General features: G+C 56.8%; 24 protein-coding genes. 16 read left to right on the top strand and 8 right to left on the bottom strand.

The window, feature by feature from the left end; genetic code table 11:
- Nucleotides 1-280 precede the first annotated feature (280 nt).
- From KHU29_RS13545 to gloA, 11 genes are all read left to right on the top strand, one after another.
- The gene (locus tag KHU29_RS13545) at nucleotides 281-886 is read left to right on the top strand and encodes a cytochrome b/b6 domain-containing protein (protein ID WP_211453316.1); all 606 of its coding nucleotides are present in this window, start codon (nucleotides 281-283) and stop codon (nucleotides 884-886) included.
- Nucleotides 887-896: 10 nt separating this feature from the next.
- The gene (locus tag KHU29_RS13540) at nucleotides 897-1,670 is read left to right on the top strand and encodes a molybdopterin-dependent oxidoreductase (protein ID WP_211453315.1); all 774 of its coding nucleotides are present in this window, start codon (nucleotides 897-899) and stop codon (nucleotides 1,668-1,670) included.
- Between the two features lie 67 nt (nucleotides 1,671-1,737).
- On the top strand, nucleotides 1,738-2,037 hold the full coding sequence (locus tag KHU29_RS13535) for a pentapeptide MXKDX repeat protein (RefSeq protein WP_211453314.1): 300 nt from the start codon (nucleotides 1,738-1,740) through the stop codon (nucleotides 2,035-2,037).
- Between the two features lie 178 nt (nucleotides 2,038-2,215).
- On the top strand, nucleotides 2,216-3,097 hold the full coding sequence (locus KHU29_RS13530; RefSeq protein WP_211453313.1) for a CorC family transporter: 882 nt from the start codon (nucleotides 2,216-2,218) through the stop codon (nucleotides 3,095-3,097).
- A gap of 83 nt (nucleotides 3,098-3,180) precedes the next feature.
- Complete coding sequence (gene lnt / locus KHU29_RS13525) at nucleotides 3,181-4,737, top strand: apolipoprotein N-acyltransferase (RefSeq protein WP_211453312.1); 1,557 nt, start codon at nucleotides 3,181-3,183, stop codon at nucleotides 4,735-4,737.
- 129 nt (nucleotides 4,738-4,866) lie between these two features.
- Entirely contained in the window at nucleotides 4,867-5,847 is a 981-nt protein-coding gene (glyQ, locus tag KHU29_RS13520) for a glycine--tRNA ligase subunit alpha (protein ID WP_211453311.1), read from the top strand.
- 11 nt (nucleotides 5,848-5,858) lie between these two features.
- Nucleotides 5,859-7,976, top strand: a complete 2,118-nt coding sequence (gene glyS, locus KHU29_RS13515) for a glycine--tRNA ligase subunit beta (protein ID WP_211453335.1) — start codon at nucleotides 5,859-5,861, stop codon at nucleotides 7,974-7,976.
- Between the two features lie 134 nt (nucleotides 7,977-8,110).
- Nucleotides 8,111-8,668, top strand: coding sequence for a D-glycero-beta-D-manno-heptose 1,7-bisphosphate 7-phosphatase (gmhB, locus tag KHU29_RS13510; protein WP_211453310.1), 558 nt, complete (start codon nucleotides 8,111-8,113; stop codon nucleotides 8,666-8,668).
- A 150-nt stretch (nucleotides 8,669-8,818) separates the two neighbouring features.
- Nucleotides 8,819-9,562: a lysophospholipid acyltransferase family protein gene (locus tag KHU29_RS13505; RefSeq protein ID WP_211453309.1), complete on the top strand. Its 744-nt coding sequence runs from the start codon at nucleotides 8,819-8,821 to the stop codon at nucleotides 9,560-9,562.
- Nucleotides 9,540-10,517: a M48 family metallopeptidase gene (locus KHU29_RS13500; protein WP_246541995.1), complete on the top strand. Its 978-nt coding sequence runs from the start codon at nucleotides 9,540-9,542 to the stop codon at nucleotides 10,515-10,517. The genes KHU29_RS13505 and KHU29_RS13500 overlap by 23 nt, the downstream gene beginning before the upstream one ends.
- A 61-nt stretch (nucleotides 10,518-10,578) precedes the next feature.
- Nucleotides 10,579-10,989: a lactoylglutathione lyase gene (gene gloA, locus KHU29_RS13495; RefSeq protein ID WP_211453308.1), complete on the top strand. Its 411-nt coding sequence runs from the start codon at nucleotides 10,579-10,581 to the stop codon at nucleotides 10,987-10,989.
- 44 nt (nucleotides 10,990-11,033) lie between these two features.
- On the opposite strand, the gene rsmA is transcribed toward gloA, so the two are convergent.
- From rsmA to KHU29_RS13475, 4 genes are all read right to left on the bottom strand, one after another.
- Nucleotides 11,034-11,807, bottom strand: coding sequence for a 16S rRNA (adenine(1518)-N(6)/adenine(1519)-N(6))-dimethyltransferase RsmA (rsmA, locus tag KHU29_RS13490; protein ID WP_211453307.1), 774 nt, complete (start codon nucleotides 11,805-11,807; stop codon nucleotides 11,034-11,036).
- Nucleotides 11,808-11,871: 64 nt separating this feature from the next.
- Nucleotides 11,872-12,960 carry a 4-hydroxythreonine-4-phosphate dehydrogenase PdxA gene (gene pdxA, locus KHU29_RS13485; RefSeq protein WP_246541992.1) on the bottom strand — a complete coding sequence of 363 codons (1,089 nt, stop codon included), beginning with the start codon at nucleotides 12,958-12,960 and terminating at the stop codon, nucleotides 11,872-11,874.
- A 62-nt stretch (nucleotides 12,961-13,022) separates the two neighbouring features.
- The gene (locus KHU29_RS13480; RefSeq protein ID WP_246541989.1) at nucleotides 13,023-14,438 is read right to left on the bottom strand and encodes a peptidylprolyl isomerase; all 1,416 of its coding nucleotides are present in this window, start codon (nucleotides 14,436-14,438) and stop codon (nucleotides 13,023-13,025) included.
- Between the two features lie 35 nt (nucleotides 14,439-14,473).
- The gene (locus tag KHU29_RS13475; RefSeq protein ID WP_246541986.1) at nucleotides 14,474-16,786 is read right to left on the bottom strand and encodes an LPS-assembly protein LptD; all 2,313 of its coding nucleotides are present in this window, start codon (nucleotides 16,784-16,786) and stop codon (nucleotides 14,474-14,476) included.
- Between the two features lie 218 nt (nucleotides 16,787-17,004).
- Here KHU29_RS13475 and KHU29_RS13470 point away from each other — a divergent pair, with 218 nt between their 5' ends.
- The 5 genes from KHU29_RS13470 (at nucleotide 17,005) to KHU29_RS13450 (ending at nucleotide 22,207) form a co-directional block, all read left to right on the top strand.
- Nucleotides 17,005-18,042, top strand: coding sequence for an aminoglycoside phosphotransferase family protein (locus KHU29_RS13470; protein WP_211453304.1), 1,038 nt, complete (start codon nucleotides 17,005-17,007; stop codon nucleotides 18,040-18,042).
- A 195-nt stretch (nucleotides 18,043-18,237) separates the two neighbouring features.
- Entirely contained in the window at nucleotides 18,238-18,945 is a 708-nt protein-coding gene (gene murU, locus KHU29_RS13465; RefSeq protein WP_211453303.1) for an N-acetylmuramate alpha-1-phosphate uridylyltransferase MurU, read from the top strand.
- A gap of 55 nt (nucleotides 18,946-19,000) precedes the next feature.
- Nucleotides 19,001-20,341 (top strand): aminopeptidase P N-terminal domain-containing protein, encoded by a 1,341-nt coding sequence (locus KHU29_RS13460; RefSeq protein WP_211453302.1) that lies wholly within the window; start codon nucleotides 19,001-19,003, stop codon nucleotides 20,339-20,341.
- A 46-nt stretch (nucleotides 20,342-20,387) separates the two neighbouring features.
- Entirely contained in the window at nucleotides 20,388-21,038 is a 651-nt protein-coding gene (locus KHU29_RS13455; protein ID WP_425514475.1) for an HAD family hydrolase, read from the top strand.
- The gene (locus KHU29_RS13450) at nucleotides 21,035-22,207 is read left to right on the top strand and encodes a UbiH/UbiF/VisC/COQ6 family ubiquinone biosynthesis hydroxylase (RefSeq protein WP_211453301.1); all 1,173 of its coding nucleotides are present in this window, start codon (nucleotides 21,035-21,037) and stop codon (nucleotides 22,205-22,207) included. Before KHU29_RS13455 ends, KHU29_RS13450 begins: the two co-directional genes overlap by 4 nt.
- A 77-nt stretch (nucleotides 22,208-22,284) precedes the next feature.
- Here the strand turns inward: KHU29_RS13450 and KHU29_RS13445 are convergent, their stop codons facing one another.
- The 4 genes from KHU29_RS13445 to KHU29_RS13430 all read right to left on the bottom strand — a co-directional run bounded on the left by KHU29_RS13445 (nucleotide 22,285) and on the right by KHU29_RS13430 (nucleotide 25,765).
- Nucleotides 22,285-23,721 (bottom strand): NAD(P)(+) transhydrogenase (Re/Si-specific) subunit beta, encoded by a 1,437-nt coding sequence (locus KHU29_RS13445; RefSeq protein WP_211453300.1) that lies wholly within the window; start codon nucleotides 23,719-23,721, stop codon nucleotides 22,285-22,287.
- Entirely contained in the window at nucleotides 23,718-24,044 is a 327-nt protein-coding gene (locus KHU29_RS13440; protein WP_092416095.1) for an NAD(P) transhydrogenase subunit alpha part 2, read from the bottom strand. The genes KHU29_RS13445 and KHU29_RS13440 overlap by 4 nt, the downstream gene beginning before the upstream one ends.
- Nucleotides 24,045-24,181: 137 nt before the next feature.
- A complete protein-coding gene (panD, locus tag KHU29_RS13435; RefSeq protein ID WP_061541468.1) occupies nucleotides 24,182-24,544 on the bottom strand; it encodes an aspartate 1-decarboxylase in 363 nt (120 codons plus the stop codon).
- 105 nt (nucleotides 24,545-24,649) lie between these two features.
- Nucleotides 24,650-25,765, bottom strand: coding sequence for a Re/Si-specific NAD(P)(+) transhydrogenase subunit alpha (locus tag KHU29_RS13430; RefSeq protein ID WP_211453299.1), 1,116 nt, complete (start codon nucleotides 25,763-25,765; stop codon nucleotides 24,650-24,652).
- Between the last annotated feature and the right edge of the window lie 144 nt (nucleotides 25,766-25,909).

Below are 25,909 nucleotides of genomic sequence, written 5' to 3'. Positions count from 1 at the left end.
GCTTCTGCGGCGTTTTTTATTTCTGCAATTCATTTCCATAAACAAGTCTACATTTTGTTTCTTAAAATCAATGACTTGCATTCAAAAATATTGCAACTAAGATATCCGATATCTCTTCTTATCTTTTTAATTAATAAGATTATGATGAATGCATGTAATGAACCGGCTTGGCCTGCGACTAAGCCACATGAAAACCGTCATTACACAGCTCCCGGAGACAAACGTGAACCAAATCATGTTGTTCCAGTTGATCGACCTCCCTCTTGTACAGGTGGCCTGAATGTCCTCCTCTACACTCAAGAAACCGGTCGTTCATCCGATCTGGCTACGCGTCACCCACTGGCTCAACGCGCTTGCCGTGATCATCATGATCCTGAGCGGCTGGCGCATCTATAACGCATCGCCGATTTTTCCGTTTCGCATTCCCAGCGAGTGGACCTTGGGCGGTTGGCTAGGCGGCGCGTTGCAGTGGCATTTTGCGGCGATGTGGCTGCTGTTTTTTAACGGGCTTGTCTATCTGCTGCTCAATACTGCCAGCGGCCGCCTGTGGAAAAAATTCTTCCCGCTACGCCCCGCTGAGGTCATCCAGGATCTGTTCAAGGCACTCCGCGGCAAGCTGCAGCACGATGCCCTCGACCACTACAACGCGGTACAAAAGCTGGCGTACGTCTCAGTCATCCTGGATTTGATACTGCTGGTGGTGTCTGGCCTGGCGATCTGGAAATCGGTGCAGTTCCCGCTCTTGCGCGAACTGATGGGTGGCTTCGACAACGCCAGGATCGTGCATTTCTGCGCGATGAGCTTTCTGGTCGCGTTTATTGTGGTGCACATCATCATGGTGGCACTGGTTCCACGCACGTTGCTAGCCATGCTGCGCGGCCGCTGAGGAGATGATCATGTTCAAGAAAACTCTCAACTCGACGCTCGACACGGAATCGATACTGAAAGACGCTCGCAGCGAATTGGCACTGCCATCGCGCCGATTATTCGCAAAACGGGCACTTACCCTGGGCGGCCTGTCGCTGCTGACGGGCTGCAATATCACCGACGAACCCTCTGTCAATCGCATGCTGGAGCGCATCTCGCGTATGAATGATGGTGTGCAAGGATGGCTATTCGATCCGAAGCGCCTGGCGCCAACTTACACCCAGGCTGAAATGACCCGGCCCTTCCCATTCAACGCGTTTTACGGCATTGAGGAGGTGCCGGAGATCGATGAAGCCGATTATCAGCTGGAAGTGACAGGCCTGGTGACCAACAAACGGCCCTGGACGCTGGAGCAATTGCACAAACTGCCGCAAAACGAGCAGATAACGCGCCATATCTGCGTCGAAGGCTGGAGCGCCATCGGCCGTTGGGGCGGTATCCCGTTCTCTTATTTTCTGCAACAGATAGGCGCCGACCTGAGCGCCAAATATATCGATTTTCAATGCGGGGATGATTATCACACCAGCATCGACATGCCGACTGCATTGCATCCGCAAACCCAACTGACCTTGACCTACGACGGCCAGATTCTGCCGCCGAAATACGGTTTCCCGATGAAGCTGCGGATGCCGACCAAGCTCGGTTACAAGAATCCGAAACACATCGTGTCTATCGAAGTAACGAATAAATACCCTGGCGGTTACTGGGAAGACCAGGGGTACAACTGGTTCGGCGGCTCCTAGATGCTGGCCCTGCAACCGTATTTATTGATTTTTTTGGCGCTTTTGCCACTTTTACCTGGAGATTGAAATGAAAAAAAACCTCACTACCCTGTTGATTACCTGCCTGATGATGACTGCTGGCGGCGTTTATGCGCAAGATGCAATGAAGAAGGACGACATGTCCAAAGACGCTATGTCGAAGGATGCCATGACCAAGCCGGCAATGGAAAAAGATGCGATGGGCAAAGACGCTATGGGGCACGATGAAATGGCGAAGAAGAAGCCGCACAAGAAAATGCATATGAAAAAAGATACGATGAGTAAAGATGGCATGGCCAAAGATGAAATGAAGAAAGACGACATGGGCAAAGATGAAATGAAGAAATAATTATCGTTTTCCCAATACGACGAATAATGCCGCAGGGCATTATTCGTCTTTTTTATGCAAGAAAATAGCCTGCCGGAATCACGATATAAGCTTTCCGACCCATGCGTTTCGTCGTCCTGTCACATATTTGTTGTATGCTATTGCTTCCGAAACAATGTGAAACCAAGGCTAACGCCATATGCCAGAGCACCCTAGTAGCGTCAAATCATTTGACGCTAAACCCCACCGGTCATTATTTGAACGCCTGACCGCACTGATTTCTCCCGAACCTGAAAATCGCGCCGAACTGCTCGATGTGCTGCAAGATGCACACGAACGCAACCTGATCGACGCTGACGCGCTGTCGATGATCGAAGGCGTATTCCAGGTCTCCGATCTTTCCGCCCGCGATATCATGATCCCGCGTTCGCAAATGGACATGATCGACGTCACCAAGCCGATAGAAGACTGGATGCCGGAAGTCCTGTCGACTGCCCACTCACGCTTCCCTGCTGTCGACGGCGAGCGCGACAAGGTGATCGGCATCCTGCTGGCAAAAGACTTGCTGCGCTACTACGCCGAAGATTCTTTCGACGTGCGCGACATGCTGCGGCCGGCGGTTTTCATCCCTGAATCGAAACGCCTCAACGTCTTGCTGCGCGACTTCCGCGCCAATCGCAATCATATGGCGATCGTGGTCGATGAATACGGCGGCGTCGCCGGCCTGATCACGATTGAAGACGTGCTGGAACAGATCGTCGGCGATATCGAAGACGAGTACGACTTCGATGAAGAAGAAGATAACATCCTCGCCATCCGCGACGGCGACCACGGCAGCCGCTGGCGCGTCAAGGCGCTGACCGAGATCGAACAATTCAACGAAACGCTGGAAACGGCACTGGTCGATGAAGATGTCGATACCATTGGCGGCCTGGTCGCCAATCACCTGGGACGGGTACCGCGTAAAGGCGACGAGTTCACGATAGATAATGTGCGCTTTGAAGTGCTGCGCGCCGATGCCCGTCAGGTGCATGTCTTGCTGGTTGAAAAATTATCTGGACCGACTCAGGAAGAAGCCTGAAAAAAGTAGATCAGGACAGCGCGGCTCCGCGCTGTTCCGACCTGCCCAACTAAGAGCAAGAAAGAGCAAAATCGCCGCTGCCTATGAGTTTTCGTCCCACCCCGATTTTTAAACTTCCGCTGCCGTTGGCCGCTTTATTAGCTGTATTAGTCGGCGCCATCAATGTATTCGCCTTCGCGCCGTTCGGGCTGTGGCCAATTCAATTGTTAACGCTGGCGCTGTTTGTGTTCTGCCTGCTCCGCATTCCTACCATCAAACAAGGCGCACTAGTGGGCTGGGCCTATGGCTTCGGCTGGATGGCGCATGGCGTCTACTGGATTTATATTTCACTGCACGATTTTGGCGGCTTGCCGGCTTGGCTGGCGGTGTTGGCGGTAGCGTTACTGGCAGCTATCCTGGGCCTGTACACGTCCATGTGCGCCGCCGCCGCGCTCTGGTTGCGGCAACACTGGTCGAGTTCACCGCTGCTGTTTGCACTGGCGATCTTCCCGGCCCTGTGGGCGCTGGCAGAATGGGTGCGCGGCTGGCTGTTTACCGGCTTCCCGTGGCTGATTTCGGGCTATGCCCACACTGGCAGCCCGCTGGCAGGTTTTGCGCCGCTGATCGGGGTGTACGGCATAGGCGGCATCTCGGCCTTGATCGCCGGTTGCCTGGCTTTGCTGCCGCGCTATAAGCTGCCGGCCGTGGCGGCTTTGCTGATACTGGTCGCGGGCCTCGGTTTGCACCAGATTAACTGGACCGCGCCACAAGGCAAACCTATCTCCGTGCGCCTGCTGCAGGGCAATGTGCCGCAGGAAGAAAAATTCAACACTGCGCAGATTGTGAATTCCCTGCGGCTTTACATCGATATGATCCGCGCCGCGCCGGCAGACCTGATTGCCACGCCGGAGACCGCAATACCGATCCTGCAAACCGAGCTGCCACCGGATTATTTACCTGCCTTGGCAGATTTCTCGCGGCAAACCGGCAGCCATATCGCGCTGGGAATTCCCTATATCGACGGCCCTTATCGCTACTCGAACAGCGTGATCGGCATCGCGCCCCAGGCCCAGGATCCCGCCTCCCGTTATTTTCGTTACGATAAACAGCACCTGGTGCCGTTCGGCGAATTCGTACCGTTCGGTTTCCGCTGGTTTGTCGACATGATGAATATCCCTCTCGGCGATTTCACCCGCGGTGCAGTGGTACAAGCACCGTTCGCGGTGAAAGACCAATGGGTATTGCCCAATATCTGCTACGAAGATTTGTTTGGCGAAGAAATTGCCGGCCAGCTGGCCGCCGCCAACGCAGCCGGCAAACCGGCAGCCACATTGTTGCTGAACATGTCGAACATCGCCTGGTTCGGCAACACAATTGCATTGCCGCAACATTTGCAGATCTCGCAAATGCGCAGCCTGGAAACCGGCCGTCCGATGCTACGCGCGACCAACACCGGCGCCACCGCCCTGATCGATCCGCACGGTGTTGTCAGCGTTCAGCTGGCCCCATATGAGCGCGTGACGCTGGCGACATCCGTGCAAGGCTATAGCGGCTCCACGCCGTATATACTGCTGGGCAATCGGCTAGTGGTGATCCTGGCCCTGCTGATGCTGGTGGGCAGCTGGTACAACTGCCGCCGCAAAGCGCGCAAGCAGCCCTAAATCAGTCAAAACCCGCTAAAATCGCTGGTCTTAGCGCTCGTCATCACCTGCTTCAGTGGGCCGCTGTACTTGATCCGCCATACTTAATCGATTAACCGGCACTTAGCCGTATGGAAAAGCAACAAAACGATGCTTACATTTCAACAAATAATTCTTAAATTACAAGATTACTGGGACGCTCAGGGCTGTGCCCTGCTACAACCCTACGACATGGAAGTCGGCGCCGGCACTTCGCACACCGCAACCTTCCTGCGCGCAATCGGCCCCGAACCCTGGCGCGCCGCCTACGTGCAACCGTCGCGTCGTCCCAAAGACGGACGCTATGGCGAAAACCCTAATCGCTTGCAGCACTACTACCAATACCAGGTCGTACTCAAGCCGGCGCCGGAAAACATCCTGGATCTCTACCTTGGTTCGCTGGCCGCGCTCGGCCTGGATCTCAAGCGCAACGATGTGCGCTTCGTCGAGGACGACTGGGAAAATCCGACCTTGGGCGCCTGGGGCCTGGGCTGGGAAGTCTGGCTGAACGGCATGGAAGTGACGCAGTTCACGTATTTCCAGCAAGTCGGCGGACTCGATTGCAAGCCGGTGCTAGGTGAGATCACTTACGGTATCGAACGGCTGGCGATGTACCTGCAGGGCGTAGAAAACGTCTACGACCTGGTTTGGACAGAGCGGGTTGAAAACGGCGTCACCAAAAAACTCAGCTACGGCGATGTGTTCCATCAAAACGAGGTCGAGCAATCGACCTACAATTTCGAGCACGCCAACACCGAATTCCTGTTCCCGCTGTTCGGCAACTATGAAGCGGAAGCCAAGCGCCTGCTGGAAGTGCCACTGGCGCTGCCAGCTTATGAAATGGTATTGAAAGCGGCGCACACCTTCAATCTGCTGGATGCGCGCGGAGCGATCTCGGTCACCGAGCGCGCCGCCTATATGGGCCGGATCCGTAACCTGTCGCGCGCAGTGGCGCAAGCATATTACGATTCACGGGCCAAACTGGGCTTCCCGATGTGGGAGATCACCAAGGAAAATGGCGATCTGTTGTTGCAAGAATTTGGAGATGAATACATGGCGGCAGTAGCGCAGCGCGCAGGGGAAAAGGCATGAAGGACACACTCATGAGCCGCACCCTGCTGATCGAAATTTTTACAGAAGAACTGCCTCCGAAAGCACTGGCAAAACTTGGCGATGCGTTTGCCGCAGGTATTTTCAACGGCTTGAAATCACGCGATTTCCTGGAAGACGGCGCCGTCGCCACCGCATTCGCCACACCACGCCGCCTGGCAGTCGCCATCGGTAATGTGCGCGCCGTTTCGCTCGATAAAACCATGCGCGAGAAGGTGCTGCCGGTGTCGGTAGCACTGGATGCGGATGGCCGGGCAACCGCGCCGCTGGTGAAGAAACTGGCTGCCATGGCTGCGCAATGCGGCAAGGTGATGATCACCCCGGCCGAACTGGAACGTGCCCCCGATGGCAAGGCTGAAAGCTTTTTCTTCAGCTACACCGCCAAAGGCGTGGCGTTGCCTGTCGGTTTGCAAGTGGTGCTGGAAGATACGGTAGCCAAGCTGCCGATTCCGAAAGTGATGAGCTATCAGCTTCAACATGGCCATGCCGCCGGCCACACCGTACGCTTTGTGCGGCCAGCGCATAGCCTGGTGGCGCTGCACGGCGACCAGGTGTTGCCGCTGACCTTGCTCGGACTGGATGCCGGCCGCCAGACCGAAGGTCACCGCTTCCTGTCGCAAGGCCGCATCACGCTGGCCGACGCCGACGGCTATGCGACTACGCTGGCAGAACACGGCAAAGTCATCGCCGGTTTCAGTGAGCGCAAGGAAAAGATTCGCGCTGCCCTGTTGGCAAGCGCTGCGGATGATCAGGTATTGATGCCGGAAGCGCTGCTGGATGAAGTCACGGCGCTGGTCGAGTGGCCGGTAGTGTATGCCTGCAAATTCGAAGATGAATTCCTCAGCGTTCCTCAGGAATGCCTGATCCTGACGATGCAAACCAATCAGAAGTATTTTGCCTTGACCGATAGCGCCGGCAAATTGCGTTCGCGCTTCCTGATCGTCTCGAATCTGCAGACCAACGAGCCGCATTACATCATCGAAGGCAATGAACGTGTGGTCCGGCCGCGCCTGTCCGACGCCAAGTTTTTCTTCGAGCAAGACCAGAAAAAGAAACTGGCCGATCGCGTGCCTTTGCTGGGCAATGTGGTCTATCACAACAAGCTTGGCAACCAGTTGCAACGCACGGACCGGGTCAAAGCCCTGGCGGCGGCAATCGCCACACTGCTGGGCGGCGATGCAGTATTGACCACCCAGGCCGAACGTGCAGCACTGCTGGCCAAGGCCGACCTGCTGACCGACATGGTGGGTGAATTCCCTGAGCTGCAAGGTATCATGGGCAACTACTACGCACGCCATGACGGCGAAGCGGAACACGTCGCGCTGGCAATCTCGGAACACTATCAGCCGCGCTTTGCCGGCGATGCCTTGCCGACTACCGATACCAGTGTGGCAGTCGCCCTGGCAGACAAACTGGAAACGCTGATCGGCATCTGGGGCATCGGCCTGCAGCCAACCGGCGATAAGGATCCGTTTGCCTTGCGCCGCCATGCGCTGGGTATCTTGCGCATGCTGCTGGAAAAGCGCCTGCCGATATCGCTGGCGCAATTGCTGAGCAGTGCGGCGCAACAGTTCGCCGGCAACGCCAATTTCAAAGATCCGGGCAACGACGTGCTGCCGTTCCTGTACGAGCGCTTGCGCGGTCTGCTGCGCGAACGTGGTTATTCGCCAAATGAAATTGAAGCGGTGGTGGCGCAGCAGCCCGACCGGCTCGACAACATCATCGAACGCCTGGATGCGGTACAGGCGTTTGCCGCCTTGCCGGAGGCAGAAGCGCTGGCTGCCGCGAACAAGCGCATCACCAACATCCTGAAAAAGACCGAAGGCGTTGGCAACACGGTACAGCAGGATTTGCTGCGCGACAGCGCCGAACAACAGTTGTTCGCGGCGATGAATACGCTTAAACCCGAGGTTGACGCTGCCTTCGCCAAAGGCGATTTCACCACGGCGTTGAAAGCATTGGCGCGGCTGCGGGAAAACGTCGACGGCTTCTTCAACGACGTAATGGTGATGGCAGAAGACGAGCAATTGCGTAACAACCGTCTGGCGCTGCTGGCGAACCTGCATGTGATGTTGAATCAGGTCGCCGATATTTCCAAGCTGGCCGCTTGAATTGACACTGAAAACTTTCCACTGCGTCATTCCCGCGAACGCGGGAATCCAGCTTAGTCGGCAAACTGGATTCCCCACCTTGGTGCCCGCGTTCGCGAGGATGACGGAAATTATAGAATCGCCCACTAGCCAATATGAAACTGATCATCCTAGACCGCGACGGCGTCATCAATCACGACTCTGATGCCTTCATCAAATCGCCAGATGAATGGATGCCGATCAAGGGTTCTCTTGAGGCGATAGCACGCCTGAACCAGGCCGGTTACCGGGTAGTTGTGGCAACCAACCAGTCGGGTATTGCACGCGGCTTGTTCGACATGCAGGCGCTGATGGCGATTCATCAGAAAATGCACGAAGCCGCGCAACTGGTCGGCGCCGAAATCGATGCGATCTTTTTTTGCCCGCATGCGGCCGACGACAACTGCGATTGCCGCAAGCCCAAACCCGGCATGTTCCAAGACATCGGCAAGCGTTTTGAAATCAGCCTGCGCGGCGGAGTGCCGACGGTAGGCGACTCGCTGCGTGATTTGCAGGCAGGTTTTATCGCCGGTTGCGCGCCCTATCTGGTGCTCACCGGCAAAGGCGAAAAAACCCGCGACAAGGGCGGCCTGCCACCCGGCACATTGATCTTTCCGGACCTGGCGGCGGTGGTTGAATTCCTGTTGAAGAAACCGGTGGAGCTGTCGGTTTGATTTAATTAAAAAGACCATGAGTAACTCCTGCGGCGTCATTCCCGCGCACGCGGGAATCCATTTTCATCAGTAACTTGGATCCTCTGCCTTGGTGCCCGCGTGCGCGGGGATGACGAAGTTTTGAAGCGTTTAAGATTATCTGGAGTTTGCATGTTGCGTTTTTCCCTGTTTTTGCGTTCCCTGTCGTTCTTCCTGCTGATGACCGTCTTGACGGTAGTCTGGTCCTTCGCCTGCATCCTGTTTGCGCCCTTCCCTTACGCTCGGCGCTATTATTTGACGGCGCGCTGGAACGTCATGGTGATCTGGATGGCCAAAGTCATTTGCGGCATTCGCTATGAGGTCAAGGGCTTTGAGAACTTCCCTGATGCACCAGCGGTAGTGCTGAGCAAACATCAGTCGGCCTGGGAAACGATTTTCTTGCTGCAGATGACGCCGCGTCCCTTGGTGTTCGTGTTCAAGAAATCGCTGACCTACATCCCGTTCTTCGGCTGGGGCATCGCCCTGCTGCGCATGATTCCGATCGACCGCAGCAAAGGCCGCGACGCCTTCGCGCAGGTGGTGGTGCAAGGCCGCAAGCGGCTGGCTGACGGCCAATGGATCATCATGTTCCCGGAAGGGACGCGGATTCCGGTTGGCCAAACCGGTAAATACAAGGCCGGCGGCACACGCCTGGCGGTAGAAACCAATACACCTGTGGTGCCGATCGCGCACAACGCAGGTGAATGCTGGCCGAAGAATTCCTTCATCAAGAAACCGGGGCTGATCACCGTTTCTATCGGCAAGCCGATTTATCCGGAAAACCTGGATAGCAACGCGCTGATGACTAAAGTCGAAAATTGGATAGAATCTGAAATGCGCGTGATTTCACCGCATGTTTATTCCAAGAAACAATAATTCCCTAATCTGGTCGCCATTGAAACTATTGCATCAAAAGCCAGCAAAGCCACGTCTGGGACCACATAGCAGGCCCCAGGGCAAGCTACCGCAGCAGCAAGCGTTGCAGCTGGATCTGTTTGCCGACGATTTGACCACCAGTACCCCGTCTGTCGAAGCACCGCCAGCGGGGCCGCAATCAAGAGCGAAGCCCCCGGCTCTGCCGCCGAGCGAATCGACTGCGCTGGCGCCAGGCAAGCGCCGCCTGCACTTTGGCGAACATGTACTCGATTACACCCTGTTGCGCTCCAAACGGCGCTCCATCGGCTTTCTGATCAGCGACGATGGCTTGCGCGTGACTGCACCAAAATGGGTCACGCTGGGCGATATCGAAATCGCCATTCGTGAAAAGAAACGCTGGATTTTTACCAAGCTGAGCGAATACCGCGATCGTTCGACCCGCCGCATGCAACCGCAAATGGTATGGCGCGACGGCGAGACGCTGCCCTACATGGGCCGCAACATTACGCTGCGCATTCACGCTACCCAGAGGGCAGGAATTCATTTCGACGAGGCCAGCGAGGAATTGACCGTATGCCTGCCGGCCGACGCCGGCGAACAGCAGCTGAAGGATCGCGTATTGGGCTGGCTGCAGCTGGAAGCCAAGAGGGTGTTCGCTGAACGGCTACCGATATATGCGGAAAAGCTCGGCGTCACCTACCAGTCGTTTGCGTTGTCGTCGGCGACTACCCAATGGGGTTCTTGCACTTCGGAAGGCAAGATCCGACTGAACTGGCGGCTGATGCATTTTGCACTGCCGCTGATCGATTATGTGATTGCGCATGAGTTGTCGCATTTGCGCGAGATGAACCACAGCCCGCGTTTCTGGGCCACGGTGCAATCGATTTTCCCCGAATTTGAAACGGCCCGGAAAACCCTGCGCGACAGCGCCCAGGAAACCTTGCCAGTATTCTAGTAGGGTGGGCACGCATTTGTACCCACGCTTTGCCAAGACAAACCAACCATCGAGAAAAACCATGCGAATCCTCCACACCATGCTGCGCGTCGGCAATCTGCAACGTTCCATCGATTTCTACACCAAGGTACTCGGCATGAAACTGCTACGTACCAATGACAATCCTGAATACAAATACACGCTGGCTTTTGTCGGCTACGGCAGCAATCCCGATCATGCGGAACTCGAATTGACTTATAACTACGGCGTCGACAGCTACGAGCAGGGTACGGCGTTCGGCCACCTCGCAGTCGCCGTCGAAGACGCCTACAAAGCCTGTGAGGCAGTCAAGGCGCAAGGCGGCAACGTAACGCGCGAAGCGGGGCCGGTCAAGGGTGGCAGCACGGTGATTGCCTTTGTGCAGGACCCCGACGGCTACAAGGTGGAATTGATAGAACGCAAAGCAGGACATGGCGCCGACGCCACTTTATAAGTTGCTGCGGCCGGCGCCGGTTATGCCTGGTCAGATCAAGATCATCATGGCAAACGATTCGCCAACGCCACAAACAGTTCCATGGAGACGGTTTCAGGCCGCGCTTGCGGATCGACGCCGGCATCGATCAAATCATTCTCCGTAAACATGCCAGCCAGGCAGTTCCTGATCACCTTGCGTCTTTGCGTAAACGCTTTCAGCACGACGTCTTCCAGTTTTTTCTGATCGCAAGCCAAGGGTTGGGCAATCGGAATCATCCGCACGATGGCTGATTCAACCCTAGGCGGCGGATCAAACGCAGTCGGCGGCACGATAAACATCAACTGCATGGTGTAACGCCATTGCAGCATGACCGACAGGCGGCCGAACGCTTTGCTGCCGGGTGCGGCGACCATGCGCTCCACCACTTCCTTTTGCAGCATGAAATGCTGGTCCTGCACCTGCGGTGCGATCTCTGCCAGGTGGAACAGCAAGGGGCTTGAGATGTTGTAAGGAAGATTCCCGACCACACGCAATTTGCGATTGCCGGTCAGGGGAATACTGCTGAAATCGAACTTCAACGCGTCGGCGGAATGCACGTGCAAACGGGCCGGATCGAAATTCTTTTGCAGGCGCGCTACCAGATCGCGATCCAGCTCGACTACGTGCAATTGTTGCAGCGACTCCAGCAGCAGACGCGTCATGGCGGCCAGCCCGGGCCCGATCTCGACCATGTTATCGTCGGCTTGCGGATCGATCGCGGCGATGATGTTGTACAACACGGTATCATCGGTGAGGAAATTCTGACCGAAGCGCTTGCGGGGTATGTGATTCTTCATATTTTTCTTTTTTAATTGCGGGTTTGGTAGGGTGGTCACGTAGTGCCCACGCGGAATGCACACCCTACGCCCACCCTGCGCGCACCATTTGCGCCGCGACGTTCAACGCCGCCAGCATGCTGCCGTGATCGGCCCGGCCCAAGCCGGCTGCGGCGAGATCCAGAGCCGTGCCGTGATCCACCGAAGTACGTATAAACGGCAAGCCCAGCGTGATGTTGATGCCATGGCCGAAGCTGGCATATTTCAATACCGGCAAACCTTGGTCGTGGTACATCGCCAATACGCAATCGGCGCCTGCCAGATACTTTTGCTGGAACAAGGTATCGGCCGGATAAGGACCGCGAACGTCGATGCCGAGCGCTTTAGCCGCTTGCAAGGCCGGGCTGATGATATCGATTTCTTCTCGCCCCAGGTAACCGCCTTCGCCTGCGTGCGGATTCAAACCCGTCACCAGGATACGCGGCTGCGCCAGGCCGAATTTCTTTTGCAAATCAGCATGCAGGATGGCGATGGTCCGGCTGAGGCTGTCAAAGGTAAGCGCTGCCGCGACATCTTTCAACGCCAGATGCGTGGTCGCCAGCGCTACCCGCAACGGCGGCGTGGTCCGGTCGGTAGCCAGCATCATGACGACCTGCGCGGTTGCGCTTTTTTCAGCAAGATATTCGGTATGGCCGGTAAACGGCACGCCGGCATCGTTGATCGTGCTTTTTTGCAAAGGCGCGGTAACCATGCCGTCGAAAATACCTTGCTGCGCACCGTTGATGGCGATATCCAGCGTGCGCAATACGGCGCGGCCATTGCGTGCATCCAGGTGGCCCGGTTGCACATGCGCATCGAGCTGACAATCGATCACTGCGATCTGATCATGGGGAAAATTCGGCAAGCCGTTGTTGCGCAAGGCTTGTTGCGACAATGCCACGAGACGGATTTGCGGATCGATCTCAGCGGCGATCATCGCCAGGAAAGCAGCATCGCCAATCAGCACGCTGTTGATTTCAGCGCGCAGCTGCCAGGCCGCTTTGATCGCCACTTCAGGACCGATGCCGGCCGGCTCGCCACAAGTGACGGCCAATACCGGCCTCGGCCGCCCTGGCGATTTCAGCGGCGCTACTGTTGATTGCGCAGCTGATTGCACAACAGATTGATCAGGCATGCACTACTCTCGATACTGGCTGGGGGCTAACTCAAATGCAAACTTAAATACCACGCACGTAATCAACGCTCGTCGCCACGGTATTCCACATAAGTCCGGTCGCGCAACTGGCGCAACCATTCGTTGGTAGCTTCTTCCGTTTTACGTTCACGAATCGCCATCCGTGCCGCCAGGCGTTGACGTTCCTTGGAGACGTCGTTGGTCTTGCGCTCCACCACCTCGATCAGGTGATAGCCAAACGGCGACTCGATCGGATCGCTGACCTGGCCCGGTTTCAGGGCATCCATCGCGCGTTCGAATTCAGGTACAGTATCGCCCGGGTAAACCCAGCCCAGATCGCCGCCCTTGGAGGCCGACAAATCGTTCGAATACAACTTTGCCAGATCTTCAAACGTTGCCGCCTTGTTGTCGATACGTTCCTTCAGGTCGACCAGACGGCGGCGTGCCTCGGCCGCGGTGACGGTCGGTGTCACCTTGATCAGGATATGCCGCACATGGGTTTGCTGGACTGGCGCTGCCGCGGTGTCGGTCCCGGCTGCGGGCGCGGCACGCTTGCTAACCAGTTTGACGATATGAAATCCATTGGCGCTTTTCAGGATGCTCGATACCTGGCCCACGTTCAAATTTGCGACCGCTTCGACAAACAGCGCCGGCAGGCGATCTTGCGAGCGCCACCCCATGTCGCCGCCCTTCAAGGCATCGCTGGCGTCGGAAAATGCAGCTGCGATGGCGGCGAAATTGCCGCCAGACTTGATTTGCTGCATGGCTTCTTCAGCACGTTTGGCACGCTGTGCAATCTGTTCGGCCGAGGCATTTTCCGGCACACGGATCAGAATCTGCGCCAAATCCAGTTCCTGCGCGGTTTGCTTGTTGCTCTTGTCAGCGGCAATGTAATTATCCACTTCCGATTCCGAAATCTGGACCTTGTTGTCGACTTCACGCTCACGCAGACGTTGCAATAGCATCTCTTGTCGAATTTCCTCGCGGAAAGACGCGTAAGGAATTTTTTCCTGCGCCAACTGCTTTTGGAAATCCGGCATCGACAGCTTGTTCTGCTCGGCAATCCGGCTGATCGCGCGATCCAGCATGACGTCGTCTATCGACAAACCGTTTTCTTTCGCCAACTGAACTTCGGCACGCTCAAGAATCATGCGTTCCAGCAACTGCTTTTGCAGCTCGGCGGCAGGCGGCAACTGAATTTTTTGAGCCTGCATGCGTTGCACCACATCCACCATGCGCTTGTTCAATTCCTGCTGGGTAATCACGTCAGTGTTCACTACCGCGATAATGGCATCGACGGTCTGCGGCGCTGCTTTGGCTACGCCAGGCTTGGCGGCCGGAGCGGTAGCCGGTGCAGCGGGTGCGACAGCCGGCGGCGCCGGCTGATGCGACACCGCTTGAGCCCAGGCACCGCCGGCAGTAGCTGACAACAACGAGAATGCGATTGCAGCGAGTTGGGTTTGATTGGTTTTACGCATAATTGGAAAAACGTTCATAAGTGAAAATGACGGATTCAACGGCTAATGAAAGAGTCGGGTTGATTAACATTCTGATAACCTGGGACACCGCTACGCAGGGCTTGCATCGGATTCGACCCGATACTTGATAAACCATTCAACTCAAGTTGCACGAATATACCCGTAGTCGAGCGGGTTGACGATGTCGGCGTACGTTGTCCCACCACGCGGAAGACCCAGCAATCGGCTTTGTATTCAAGTCCAAGCAAGCTTTGGCCGACTGTTTTTTCCTGCAAAGAGTAACTGACACGGCCGACGCCATACCAACGGCGGCTGATAGGCCATTGAGCCGATACGTCAAACTGCTTCAGGTATTTACTGTCCAGCAGCAGCGGATCGACGTTGTTGTGATCCAGCTGGTAAGAGAAATTGATTACCTTCTTCGGACCTGGCTGCCACTTGATGGTGGAGTTGGCGCGTACCCATTGGTTATTGCTCTGGCTGTATTGGATCGTATTGTCGACACCCAGTTCCTTCGTCACCTGTCCGCCCGCCGCCAACAGCAAATCTGAACGGCTGCTGGTGATCGTGTCGGTCGTGCCCCCGAGCGACACGCGCGGTTCCGTGAAGTAAAAACGCTGACCGATACCCAGGCGCAAGCGTTCCACCCCGGATTCCTCGATAAAACGCGAAGTCACTGCCGCGGTGAGTTGATTGGCGTCACCGATACGGTCATGGCCGCTGTAACGGTTTTCAGTAAAAATCTGGGCAAAATTGAAATCTGCCACACCACTGTCGAACAGCGGGAACTGGCTCTGATCACGGAACGGCGTGCGCACGTAGAACAAGCGCGGCTCCAGCGTCTGCGTCATCGGATTGCCGAAAAACTTTGCGTCGCGCTCGAAAATCAAGCCGGTATCGAACGAGAAAGTCGGCAGCACCCGGTTATAGCTGTTACCCAGCGGTGTTGCACCCGTCGGAATTGGATTCGGTGTGTCAAACTTGTTCGGCGTGATGTTATAGGCAGTTGCATCCAGCTGGATTTTCGGCGTGATGAAATAACCCGGACGAATAATCGGATAAGAAAGCTGCGGGTTGATGTAGATGCGGTCGCCGCCCAACGGCAACAATGTGCTGCTAGTACCCGGGAAATCATACTGACTGTTTCTGAAACGTGTGTATTGCGCGTTCACGCTCCAGTCAAAACCGTAAATATCCTGTTTACCCGCGGTTACAGTAACTTGGGGTAAACGGTCATACGGACGGCTAAGCGTTGGATTGCCATTAGCGTCAAAATCCTGCAGTACCTGATAGCGCGAAGCCAGCGCTGCCACGTTCCAGAACGAGCCAGCGTAGTTCAAATCGAATTCCCGATTCAATATCCGCGTTGAACTTTGAGTGATCGAACGCGTGAAATCGTCTGGATAATGATTATCCGAAGCAAAGTTAACGTTCCAGCCCATGCTCAGACCAGGCACCAGCGTCTGCGCATGAATCGATTGCAAGGCGTAGCGATTACTCTTGGTCAGCTTGTCGTCCGGCAAAAATTCGACCTTGGTTTGCCCGCTGTAGCCATCCCCTATATAACGGGCGTCAGCCCCCATTTGCAAACCGCGCTGGGTGATGATGTTGGGATACAGCGTCAAATCGCGATTAGGAGCGATATTGAAATAATAGGGGAGATTGAACTCGAACCCGCCATTGTTGGTGCTGCCGATTATCGGCGGCAACACGCCGGACTGGCGCTCATTCGACAAGGGGAACGACAGCACCGGCGAACCAAGGATGGGCACGCTCTTGAAGTAAAGAATGCCATTATGGGCAACGCCCTCACCCAGGCCGCTATCGACGTCCAGCGTACTCGACTTGATATACCAGTCCGGCTTGGTGCCGGGGCAGGTAGTGTAGGTGCCGGTGATGATTTTCGACTTGTCTTCATCGATAAAATCGATGCGTTCGGCGTTGCCGTGGCCGTCATTGGCTTTAAACCAGTAAGTCGGATTGGTCAGGAAACCTTGCCCGGAATCCATATTCAGCTTCAGATCGTCGCCGGTGTATTTGTCGCCATAGCGATTCATCCGTACGCAACCGTGGGCTTCTGCCTCGTTCTCGACGATCCGGTAAGTCGCCTTGTTGGATTTGATCTCGGTTTGACCACGCGTCATGTCGACATCGTTATCCAGGTTGATCACCCGGTCCGGGCGGCCGGTCATCTGCTCAGCCTCTACCGTGGTCGGCGCATCAGAATCGTTGACCCGCGGCGGCTTGACGTTGTTTTGCGTGGTGGGAACGGCTGGCGTGCCAGGATCGATCGATTGCGCCCACACCCACATCGGCATGGATATCGCCGCGATAACCGAAGCTACCATGACGGTCATGCGCCGCAAGGCGGGCAATTGGGACGTGGAGCGACCTAGCGTGGTCCGACCCGAATTTGACTGAGATTGCTTTGGTAGCGCTGAGGAGGACCGGGTCATGAAATGAATTTGGCAAACACCATAGCAGGCGATTTTTTGAAATTAATCCCTTATTATATGGGAACTCACTACCTGCAACGCATTACGCGTGCTTATTACTGGAATGCTCAATGTCTTCATCACAGTCTGCCCCCGCTGTACCCGATCTGCGCCAGACCCAAATTGTCGAATGGCTAACTACGCTTAGCGCCACACCCACGCTGCCTGCAACGCTCCGCCCGGCCTCCGCCGACGCCAGTTTCCGGCGCTATTTCAGGCTCGATGCCGTCGATGGCAAAACCCTGATTGTGATGGACGCGCCACCGCCGCAAGAAGACGTCAAACCCTTCATTGAAATCGCCGGGCTGTTTGCCGGTATCGGCCTGTCGGTGCCGGAAATCCTGGCGCAAGACGTTGAACGCGGCTTTTTGCTGCTGTCCGACCTGGGTTCTACAACTTACCTGCAACAATTGAATGACGACAGCGCGCCAAAATTGTATATGGACGCCATCGACGCCCTGGTGTTGCTGCAAACCAAAAGTCAGCCAGGTGTGCTGCCTGAATACGACCGCGCCTTCCTGTTGCGAGAATTGCAAATATTTCCGGAGTGGTATCTCGGCAAGCATCTGAAAGCGAGCCTGAGCGACCAGCAAACCAGCGACCTGAACAAGGTTTTCGACGCCATCCTCGCCAACACCCTGGCGCAGCCGCAGGTATTCATCCATCGCGATTATCATTCACGCAACCTGATGGTGCTGCCAAGCGGTAATCCCGGCGTACTGGATTTCCAGGGCGCGCTGTTCGGGCCGATTACCTATGACATCGTGTCGCTGCTGCGCGATGTCTACATCCAGTGGGATGAAGCGCAAGTACTCGACTGGGCGATCCGCTACTGGGAACGCGCCAAACGCGCCGGCCTGCCGGTCAATCCGGATATCGACATTTTCTATCGCGATTTCGAATACATGGGCTTGCAACGTCACCTGAAAATACTCGGCCTGTTCGCTCGCCTGCATCACCGCGACGGCAAGGAAGCTTATTTGAAAGACATCCCGCTGGTCATGGAGTACACCCGCAAGACGGCGCTGCGCTACCGTGAACTGATCCCGCTGGTACGCTTGCTGGACAAGCTGGAAGATAAAGCGGTGCAGGTCGGCTATACGTTCTGAATAATTCGGCATAACTCTTTTGACAAAACATCCACTGTGTCATCCCCGCGAACGCGGGCACCAAGGTGGGGAATCCATTCTACGGTCAACATGGATTCCCGCGTTCGCGGGAATGTCGGGGACGCCTAGTCGGGGACGCCTAGTCGGGGACGCCTAGACGGCGATTTTATTAAAGCAACTTGAACAAAAGCATCCATGAAAGCAATGATTTTTGCCGCCGGCCGCGGCGAGCGCATGCGCCCGCTGACCGACACCATTCCCAAACCCTTGCTGACGGTCCGCGGCCGGCCGCTGATCGTCTGGCACATCGTCAACCTGGTGCGTGCAGGCATCACCGACATCGTCATCAACCACGCTCACCTGGGGCAGATGATTGAAGATGCGCTGGGCGACGGCAGTAAATTCGGCGCGACGATTACCTACTCGCCGGAAGCCGTGGCGCTGGAAACCGCCGGCGGCATCGCCAACGCCCGCCACCTGCTCGGCGAGGCGCCGTTCGTGGCGATTGCAGGCGATGTCTATTGCCCGCATTTCGACTTCGAGCAAGTCAAGAATACGCTGGAAGACAATGACATCTGGGGGCAGCCGTATGCGTTGGACACGCGCGACAACGCCTGGCTGTTCCTGGTAAAAAATCCTGCCCACCACCCGCAGGGCGATTTCGCGCTGCACAGTTTTTCGGTCAGCAACGAGCGTGAGCCCGGCCATACCTATACCTTCTCCGGCATTGGCGTTTATCGGCCATCGATGTTCGATGGCGTCAGCGCCGGCCAATCGGAAAAACTGGTGACCTTGCTGCGCGAAAATGCAGCGCGCGGCCAGATCGGCGGCGACGTGTATCGTGGCGAATGGACCGATGTCGGCACCATCGAACGCCTGAATCAATTGAACGCGCCGCTATAGCCGGCTCGACAACACATCGCCGCAGCACATTAACCTATTCCAGAAAGACGCCAGCATGACTCCTTACAGCACACGCCGCAGCACACTGATTGCGCAAATGCAGGCCATGGGCGGCGGCGTCGCCATCATCTCGACGGCGCCCGAGGCCGCGCGCAATGCCGACTCCGATTTTCCGTATCGCCACGACAGCAGCTTCTATTATCTTTCCGGCTTCACCGAGCCGGACGCCGTGATCGTCCTGGTCGCCGGCAAAAATTCAAAAGCGATCCTGTTTTGCCGGGAAAAAAATCTGGAGCGTGAAATCTGGGACGGCTATCGCTTCGGCCCTGACGCCGCCCGCCAGCAGCTCGGTTTCGACGCTGCGTTTGCGATCGACGCCATCGATACCGAAATGCCAAAATTGCTGGCCGATGCATCGGCGATTTTTTACTCGCTGGGCAAACAAGCTAATCGCGATACTCAGTTACAGGGCTGGCTCAACAAGCTCAGCGGCCAGGCCCGCATCGGCGTCAGCGCACCGGCCACCATCCATAGCCTGGATCCGCTGCTGGCTGAAATGCGTCTGTTCAAAGACGCGGGTGAACACGCCATCATGCAACGCTCCGGGCAGATTGCCGCTGGCGCCCATCGCCGCGCAATGCGCCTGGCGCGCCCCGGCTTGCGTGAATATCACCTGGAAGCAGAATTGCTGCATGAATTCCGCACCCAAGGCGCGGAGTCCCCGGCCTATACCTCGATCGTCGCCACTGGTGCTAACGCTTGTGTACTGCACTACCGCGCCGGCAACACCGAGCTGAAAGACGGCGAGCTGGTGCTGATCGATGCCGGCTGTGAATTCGAAAGCTACGCCTCCGACATCACCCGCACATTTCCAGCCAATGGCGTATTCTCGGGCCCGCAAAAAACCTTGTATGAAATCGTATTGGCGGCGCAGCATGCGGCGATAGCGGCAACCCGCCCTGGGCAGCGCTTCATCGATGGCCACAACGCGGCGCTACGGGTGCTGGCGCAAGGCATGCTGGATACCGGCCTGCTCGACAAGAACAAAACCGGCACGCTCGACGACGTGATCGCCAATGGCGACTATCGCCAGTTCTACATGCACAGTACCGGTCACTGGATCGGTCTTGACGTGCATGACGTCGGCGCCTACCGTGAACCCGGTGAAGCAGCCCCGGAAGGCCAGCAAAAGCCGTGGCGCAAGCTGCAGCCCGGCATGGTCACCACGGTCGAGCCGGGCATCTACGTGCGCCCGGCCGAGGGCGTGCCGGAACAATACTGGAATATCGGCATCCGTATCGAAGACGACATCCTGGTTACCGCGGACGGCAACCTCAGCCTGACCAGCGACGTCCCTACTTCGGTGGCCGAGATCGAAGCGTTGATGCGCAAATGAAGCGAGTGCGGCCCCAGGAACACGACGGAGTACAGACACGAGTATCATGACGTCCATGACAAACGCACCTCCCACCATCGTCGTCTTCGACCTCGGCGGCGTTCTCTTCGACTGGAACCCGGACTACCTGTTCCGCACGCTGATCGCCGACGAAAGCGAGCGGAAGTGGTTCCTCGCCAACATCTGTAACAGCGAGTGGAATCTCCAGCAAGATGCCGGCCGCCCGCTCAGCGAGGCAACTGCCATCCTCAGCGCTCGCCATCCGGATCACGCCCACCTGATCCACGCTTTCTATGCGCGCTGGACTGAAATGCTGGGCGGTACGCTGGCAGAAGGCATGGCGATTTTCGAGGCGCTGGAATCGGCTGGCGTGCCGCTGTATGCCTTGACCAACTGGTCGGGAGAAACTTTCCCCTACGCGCGCGACAACTATCCGTTCCGGCCTGTCATCCAACGGTTCAAAGATGTGGTGGTGTCCGGCGATGAAAAGCTGATCAAGCCGGATGCGCGTATTTACCAGCGCATGCTGGAACGCATTCGCAAACACTATCCCGATGCGCAACCGGCACAACTGGTGTTCATCGACGATGTCCGCAGAAATGTCGATGCAGCGCACGCGCTCGGCTGGCGCGCCATTCATCATACCGACCCCGCCGCCACCGTAGCCCAGTTGCGCAGCTGGGGGTTACCGGCATGAGTACCCCCCCCCTTCTGCAGCAGCAGACCGAGGTCGACATCGCCATCTGCGGCGCCGGGCCGGTCGGCCTGAGCCTGGCTGCGTTACTGGTCAAACGCGGCGTCGCAGCTGCGCGGATTGCGCTGATTGACGCCAAGACGGTTGAACTGGCACGGCAAGATCCGCGCTCCCTGGCGCTCTCTTACGGCAGCCGCCAGATCCTGCAAGAGATCGGCGCCTGGCCGATTGCCGCCACCGCAATCCATCAGATCCATGTATCGCGCCGCGCACATTTCGGCCGCACCCTGATCCAGCGCGAGGAATTCCAGCTGCCGGCGCTCGGCTATGTCACCCGCTACGGCAACCTGATAACGGCTTTAGCGGCACTGCCGGCGCTGGCTGGCATCCACTTGCTGCGGCCGGTGCAAGTCAGCGCCAGCACGGAACAAAACGACCACGTGGAATTGCAATTATCGGATGGCAGTTCGCTGCGGAGTAAATTGCTGGTGCAAGCTGAAGGCGGCATATTCGGCGCCCAGGATGACAAATCGCTGCAACGCGATTACCAGCAAATCGGCATCGTCGCCCATGTCCAAAGCAGCGCACCGATTCCACACCGCGCATTTGAACGCTTCACCGATCAAGGGCCATTGGCGCTGCTGCCGCAAGACGACGAGCACGGCAACAATTACGCCTTGGTATGGTGTGTGCGCCCCGATACTGCAAGCCAGCTGCTGGCGCTGGACGATGCGGCATTCCTGGATGCATTGGCACAAGCCTTTGGCGGCCGGCTTGGACGTTTTCTCAAGGCCTCGAAACGCAACAGCTTTCCGCTGGGCTTGAATGCTCGCCCCGCGGCTACGCTCAGGACTGTGGCCATTGGCAATGCCGCGCAAACTTTGCATCCGGTTGCCGGCCAGGGATTGAACCTGGGCTTGCGCGATGCCGCGGTGCTGGCGCGTTTGCTGGCCGGCGACATAACCCCGGATACCCTGCAACGGTTTGCCGCCGCCAGACAGGCAGACCGCAGCTTGACGATCCACCTGACCGACGTCATGGCGCGGATTTTTGCCAGCGCGCCAGACGGCGCCGTATCGCAAACCCTGCTTGGTTTGTCGTTGGGATTAGTGGATATCGTGAAGCCGGCCAGGCGATTACTGGCCCGACAAATGATGTTCGGACGACGCTAAACTTCGCCTCACTCATGCAATAAAAAAACCGCGGCGGTTTTAACCGGCGCGGTTTTTTTTATGGGAATGACCAACGCTTAATCAATCGCCTTCGCCATATCTTCAATCACCTTCTTGGCATCGCCGAACACCATCATGGTTTTATCCATGTAGAACAGCTCGTTATCCAGGCCGGCATAGCCGGACGCCATCGAACGCTTGTTGACGATGACGGTCTTGGCTTTGTAGGCTTCCAGGATAGGCATGCCGGCAATCGAAGACTTCGGATCCTTGGCAGCCGGATTGACGACGTCGTTGGCGCCTAGCACCAGCACCACGTCGGCTTGGGCGAATTCGCTGTTGATGTCTTCCATCTCGAACACCTGGTCGTATGGCACTTCGGCCTCCGCCAGCAACACGTTCATGTGGCCTGGCATGCGCCCTGCCACCGGGTGAATCGCGAACTTGACGGTAACCCCCTTGTGCGACAGCTTTTCAGCCAGTTCCATCAATGCATGCTGCGCACGCGCCACCGCCAGGCCGTAGCCGGGAACGATGATGACGGTTTCGGCATTCCCCAACAGGAACGAGGCATCGTCGGCGGAACCGGATTTTACGGGACGCTGGGCTTGCGCACCGGCCGATGTCGCAGCAGCAGCGTCGCCGCCAAAGCCGCCCAGGATCACATTGAAGAACGAACGATTCATCGCCTTGCACATGATGTAGGACAGGATCGCACCGCTGGAACCGACCAGCGAACCGGCGATGATCAGCATCGAGTTATTCAGAGAAAAGCCGATACCCGCTGCAGCCCAGCCGGAGTAACTGTTCAGCATCGACACCACCACCGGCATGTCAGCGCCGCCGATCGGGATGATGATCAACACACCCAGCGCAAATGCGATGATGGTCATCAGGATGAAAGGCAACCAGGACTGGGTCAGTACGAAGATAATCCCCAGCCCCAGCATCATCACGGCCAGCAGCAGGTTGATGAAGTGCTGGCCGCGGAAACTCACCGGCGCACCCTGGAACAGGCGGAATTTGTATTTCCCCGACAGCTTGCCGAAAGCGATCACCGAACCGGAGAAGGTAATCGCACCGACAAAGGTACCGATAAACAGTTCGATACGGTTACCGGTCGGCAGCAACTCGCCATGCGCGGCAATCCCGAAAGCCCATGGCTCCGACACCGCGGCAACCGCGATACATACCGCCGCCAGACCGATCAGCGAGTGCATCGCCGCGACCAGTTCCGGCATCTTGGTCATCTCGACGCGTTTCGCCAGGAAAGCGCCGATACCACCGCCCACCACCACGCCGCCGGCCACCAGCCAGAAACCGAGGCCGGCTCCTTGCGATTCCGCTTTCAGCTTGACGATCAGGGCAATCGTGGTAACGACGGCTATCGCCATGCCGCTCATGCCAAAGACATTACCGCGCCGCGCCGAAGACGGGTGCGACAAACCCTTGAGCGCCTGGATAAAACAAACCGAAGCGATCAGGTACAACATGGTCACCAGATTCATGCTCATTGGTGCGCTCCCTCTTTAGCTGCAGGCTTGGCCTTGGGCTCTTTTTTCTTGAACATTTCCAGCATGCGCTGGGTCACCAGAAAACCGCCGAATACATTGACAGCCGCCAGCGCCACCGCCAGCGTGCCGGCGACCTGGCCGACGATGCCTTCGGTCAGCCCGGCCGCCAGCATGGCGCCGATGATGATGATGGCCGAAATGGCATTGGTGACCGCCATCAGCGGTGTATGCAAGGCAGGTGTAACGGTCCAGACCACGTGGTAACCGACGTAGATCGCCAGTACGAAAATGATCAGGTTGGTGATGGTGTGGGTGACTTCCATGATTTTCCCTTCAAACGATCTCGAATAACTTCCGCTCCGTCATTCCCGCGAACGCGGGAATCCATCTTAGTTGCAACGCAATGCAGTAATTTGGATTCTCCGCCTTGGCGCCCGCGTTCGCGGGGATGACGAAATTTTTAGATCTTTTTTAAACCGGTGATACGGTTGTTGTCATCGACAAACACCACTTTCGGCACATAGCTACTTGCCTCTTCATTCGAAAGCGGGGCATAAGTACAAATGATCAGCAAGTCGCCCAGGTGGGCGCAGCGTGCAGCGGCGCCGTTCAGCGAAATCTCGCCGCTGCCGCGTTTGCCGCGGATCGCGTAGGTCGAAAAGCGTTGGCCGTTGTTGACGTTGTACAGCTCGATCTTCTCGAACTCGCGAATGTCGGCCGCTTCCAGCAGATCTTCATCGATCCCGCAAGAGCCCTCATAGTGCAGGTCGGCTTGGGTAACGGTTGCGCGATGAATTTTTGCGCGCAGCATGATGCGTTGCATATCTTGTTTCTCCAGTTTACGAAGCCTCCAGCCCAGTTGCGGCCGGATGCCTCTTTACAGCTATTAATTAAATCGGTATTTATTTCTGACTTGTATTTGTGCAGCTTATTTGCGCAGCACTTCGCCGCCGCTGCACAACAAGGTGCCGGCAACGATATCGTCCTCGCGATTAATCACCAGGCCGCCTTCGGCATTGACGATCAGCTTGAGGAAATCGAGTACGTTGCGCGCATACAACGCTGAAGCATCTGCCGCCACCAGCGCAGCCAGGTTGCCTTCGCCGATGATGTGGACGCCATGCTTGATGACGGTCTTGCCACTTTCGGACAATGGGCAGTTGCCGCCCTGGTCAACCGCCATGTCGAGAATCACCGAGCCCGGCTTCATCGCCTTGACGGTGTCTTCGCTGATCAGCACAGGTGCTTTGCGGCCGGGAATCAGTGCTGTAGTGATGATGATGTCGGCTTGCTTGGCGCGCTCGTGCACCAGTTCAGCCTGGCGTCGCATCCAGTCGGCCGGCATCTGCCGCGCATAACCGCCAACGCCCTGGGCGATTTCCCGCTCTTCATCCGTGATGAAAGGCACATCCAGGAATTTCGCGCCCAGCGATTCGATCTGTTCCTTGACCGCAGGCCGTACATCGGAGGCTTCGATGACCGCGCCAAGGCGCTTGGCGGTGGCGATCGCTTGCAAACCGGCAACGCCTGCGCCCATGATCAACATACGTGCGGCCTTGACGGTACCGGCGGCGGTCATCAACATCGGCATGAAGCGCTGATACGTATTGGCCGCCATCAGCACCGCTTTGTAGCCGGCGATATTGGCTTGCGACGACAGCACGTCCATCGATTGCGCACGCGAAGTACGCGGCGCCGCTTCCAGCGCAAACGCTGTCAGGCCATGACTTGCCATAACAGCAATATTGTCGGCATCAAAAGGATTCAGCATGCCGACCACGACCGTACCGCTTTTCAGCAGAGGCAGCTCATCAGCGCCGGGGGCACGTACCTTGAGTACGGTTTCCACGCCGAATGCCGCCGCCGCGGTAACCACCTCGGCGCCCGCAGCCGCGTAGGCTTCATCGGTAATGCTGGATAAAATGCCTGCGCCAGACTGCACCAGTACCTGATGCTTGGCTGCCACCAGCTTTTTTACCGTTTCCGGAGTCGCTGCAACCCGTGTCTCGCCAGGCCGCGTCTCGGCGGGGATGCCGATTTTCATGTACTTCTCCCACTAGGTTAGAAATTTTTTTGATTTGTTGAGGATTTTTCAGTCAATCACAACAAATATGTTGAGGACAGAGTAATTCACCACGCTACGGTGGTTCTTAAACTCTGTCCCGCAATTAGTTGTATGGAATCTTAC

This window comes from Collimonas antrihumi, from assembly GCF_018304965.1.
In the GTDB taxonomy this organism is placed as follows: domain Bacteria; phylum Pseudomonadota; class Gammaproteobacteria; order Burkholderiales; family Burkholderiaceae_D; genus Collimonas; species Collimonas antrihumi.
This window is presented reverse-complemented; position numbering and strand designations above follow the sequence as displayed.

Coding starts and splice junctions, on each gene's coding strand:
- KHU29_RS13545 (WP_211453316.1), top strand. CDS start 281: ATGTCCTCCTCTACACTCAAGAAACCGGTCGTTCATCCGATCTGGCTA.
- KHU29_RS13540 (WP_211453315.1), top strand. CDS start 897: ATGTTCAAGAAAACTCTCAACTCGACGCTCGACACGGAATCGATACTG.
- KHU29_RS13535 (WP_211453314.1), top strand. CDS start 1,738: ATGAAAAAAAACCTCACTACCCTGTTGATTACCTGCCTGATGATGACT.
- KHU29_RS13530 (WP_211453313.1), top strand. CDS start 2,216: ATGCCAGAGCACCCTAGTAGCGTCAAATCATTTGACGCTAAACCCCAC.
- lnt (WP_211453312.1), top strand. CDS start 3,181: ATGAGTTTTCGTCCCACCCCGATTTTTAAACTTCCGCTGCCGTTGGCC.
- glyQ (WP_211453311.1), top strand. CDS start 4,867: ATGCTTACATTTCAACAAATAATTCTTAAATTACAAGATTACTGGGAC.
- glyS (WP_211453335.1), top strand. CDS start 5,859: ATGAGCCGCACCCTGCTGATCGAAATTTTTACAGAAGAACTGCCTCCG.
- gmhB (WP_211453310.1), top strand. CDS start 8,111: ATGAAACTGATCATCCTAGACCGCGACGGCGTCATCAATCACGACTCT.
- KHU29_RS13505 (WP_211453309.1), top strand. CDS start 8,819: ATGTTGCGTTTTTCCCTGTTTTTGCGTTCCCTGTCGTTCTTCCTGCTG.
- KHU29_RS13500 (WP_246541995.1), top strand. CDS start 9,540: ATGTTTATTCCAAGAAACAATAATTCCCTAATCTGGTCGCCATTGAAA.
- gloA (WP_211453308.1), top strand. CDS start 10,579: ATGCGAATCCTCCACACCATGCTGCGCGTCGGCAATCTGCAACGTTCC.
- rsmA (WP_211453307.1), bottom strand. CDS start 11,807: ATGAAGAATCACATACCCCGCAAGCGCTTCGGTCAGAATTTCCTCACC.
- pdxA (WP_246541992.1), bottom strand. CDS start 12,960: ATGCCTGATCAATCTGTTGTGCAATCAGCTGCGCAATCAACAGTAGCG.
- KHU29_RS13480 (WP_246541989.1), bottom strand. CDS start 14,438: ATGCGTAAAACCAATCAAACCCAACTCGCTGCAATCGCATTCTCGTTG.
- KHU29_RS13475 (WP_246541986.1), bottom strand. CDS start 16,786: ATGGTAGCTTCGGTTATCGCGGCGATATCCATGCCGATGTGGGTGTGG.
- KHU29_RS13470 (WP_211453304.1), top strand. CDS start 17,005: ATGTCTTCATCACAGTCTGCCCCCGCTGTACCCGATCTGCGCCAGACC.
- murU (WP_211453303.1), top strand. CDS start 18,238: ATGAAAGCAATGATTTTTGCCGCCGGCCGCGGCGAGCGCATGCGCCCG.
- KHU29_RS13460 (WP_211453302.1), top strand. CDS start 19,001: ATGACTCCTTACAGCACACGCCGCAGCACACTGATTGCGCAAATGCAG.
- KHU29_RS13455 (WP_425514475.1), top strand. CDS start 20,388: ATGACGTCCATGACAAACGCACCTCCCACCATCGTCGTCTTCGACCTC.
- KHU29_RS13450 (WP_211453301.1), top strand. CDS start 21,035: ATGAGTACCCCCCCCCTTCTGCAGCAGCAGACCGAGGTCGACATCGCC.
- KHU29_RS13445 (WP_211453300.1), bottom strand. CDS start 23,721: ATGAGCATGAATCTGGTGACCATGTTGTACCTGATCGCTTCGGTTTGT.
- KHU29_RS13440 (WP_092416095.1), bottom strand. CDS start 24,044: ATGGAAGTCACCCACACCATCACCAACCTGATCATTTTCGTACTGGCG.
- panD (WP_061541468.1), bottom strand. CDS start 24,544: ATGCAACGCATCATGCTGCGCGCAAAAATTCATCGCGCAACCGTTACC.
- KHU29_RS13430 (WP_211453299.1), bottom strand. CDS start 25,765: ATGAAAATCGGCATCCCCGCCGAGACGCGGCCTGGCGAGACACGGGTT.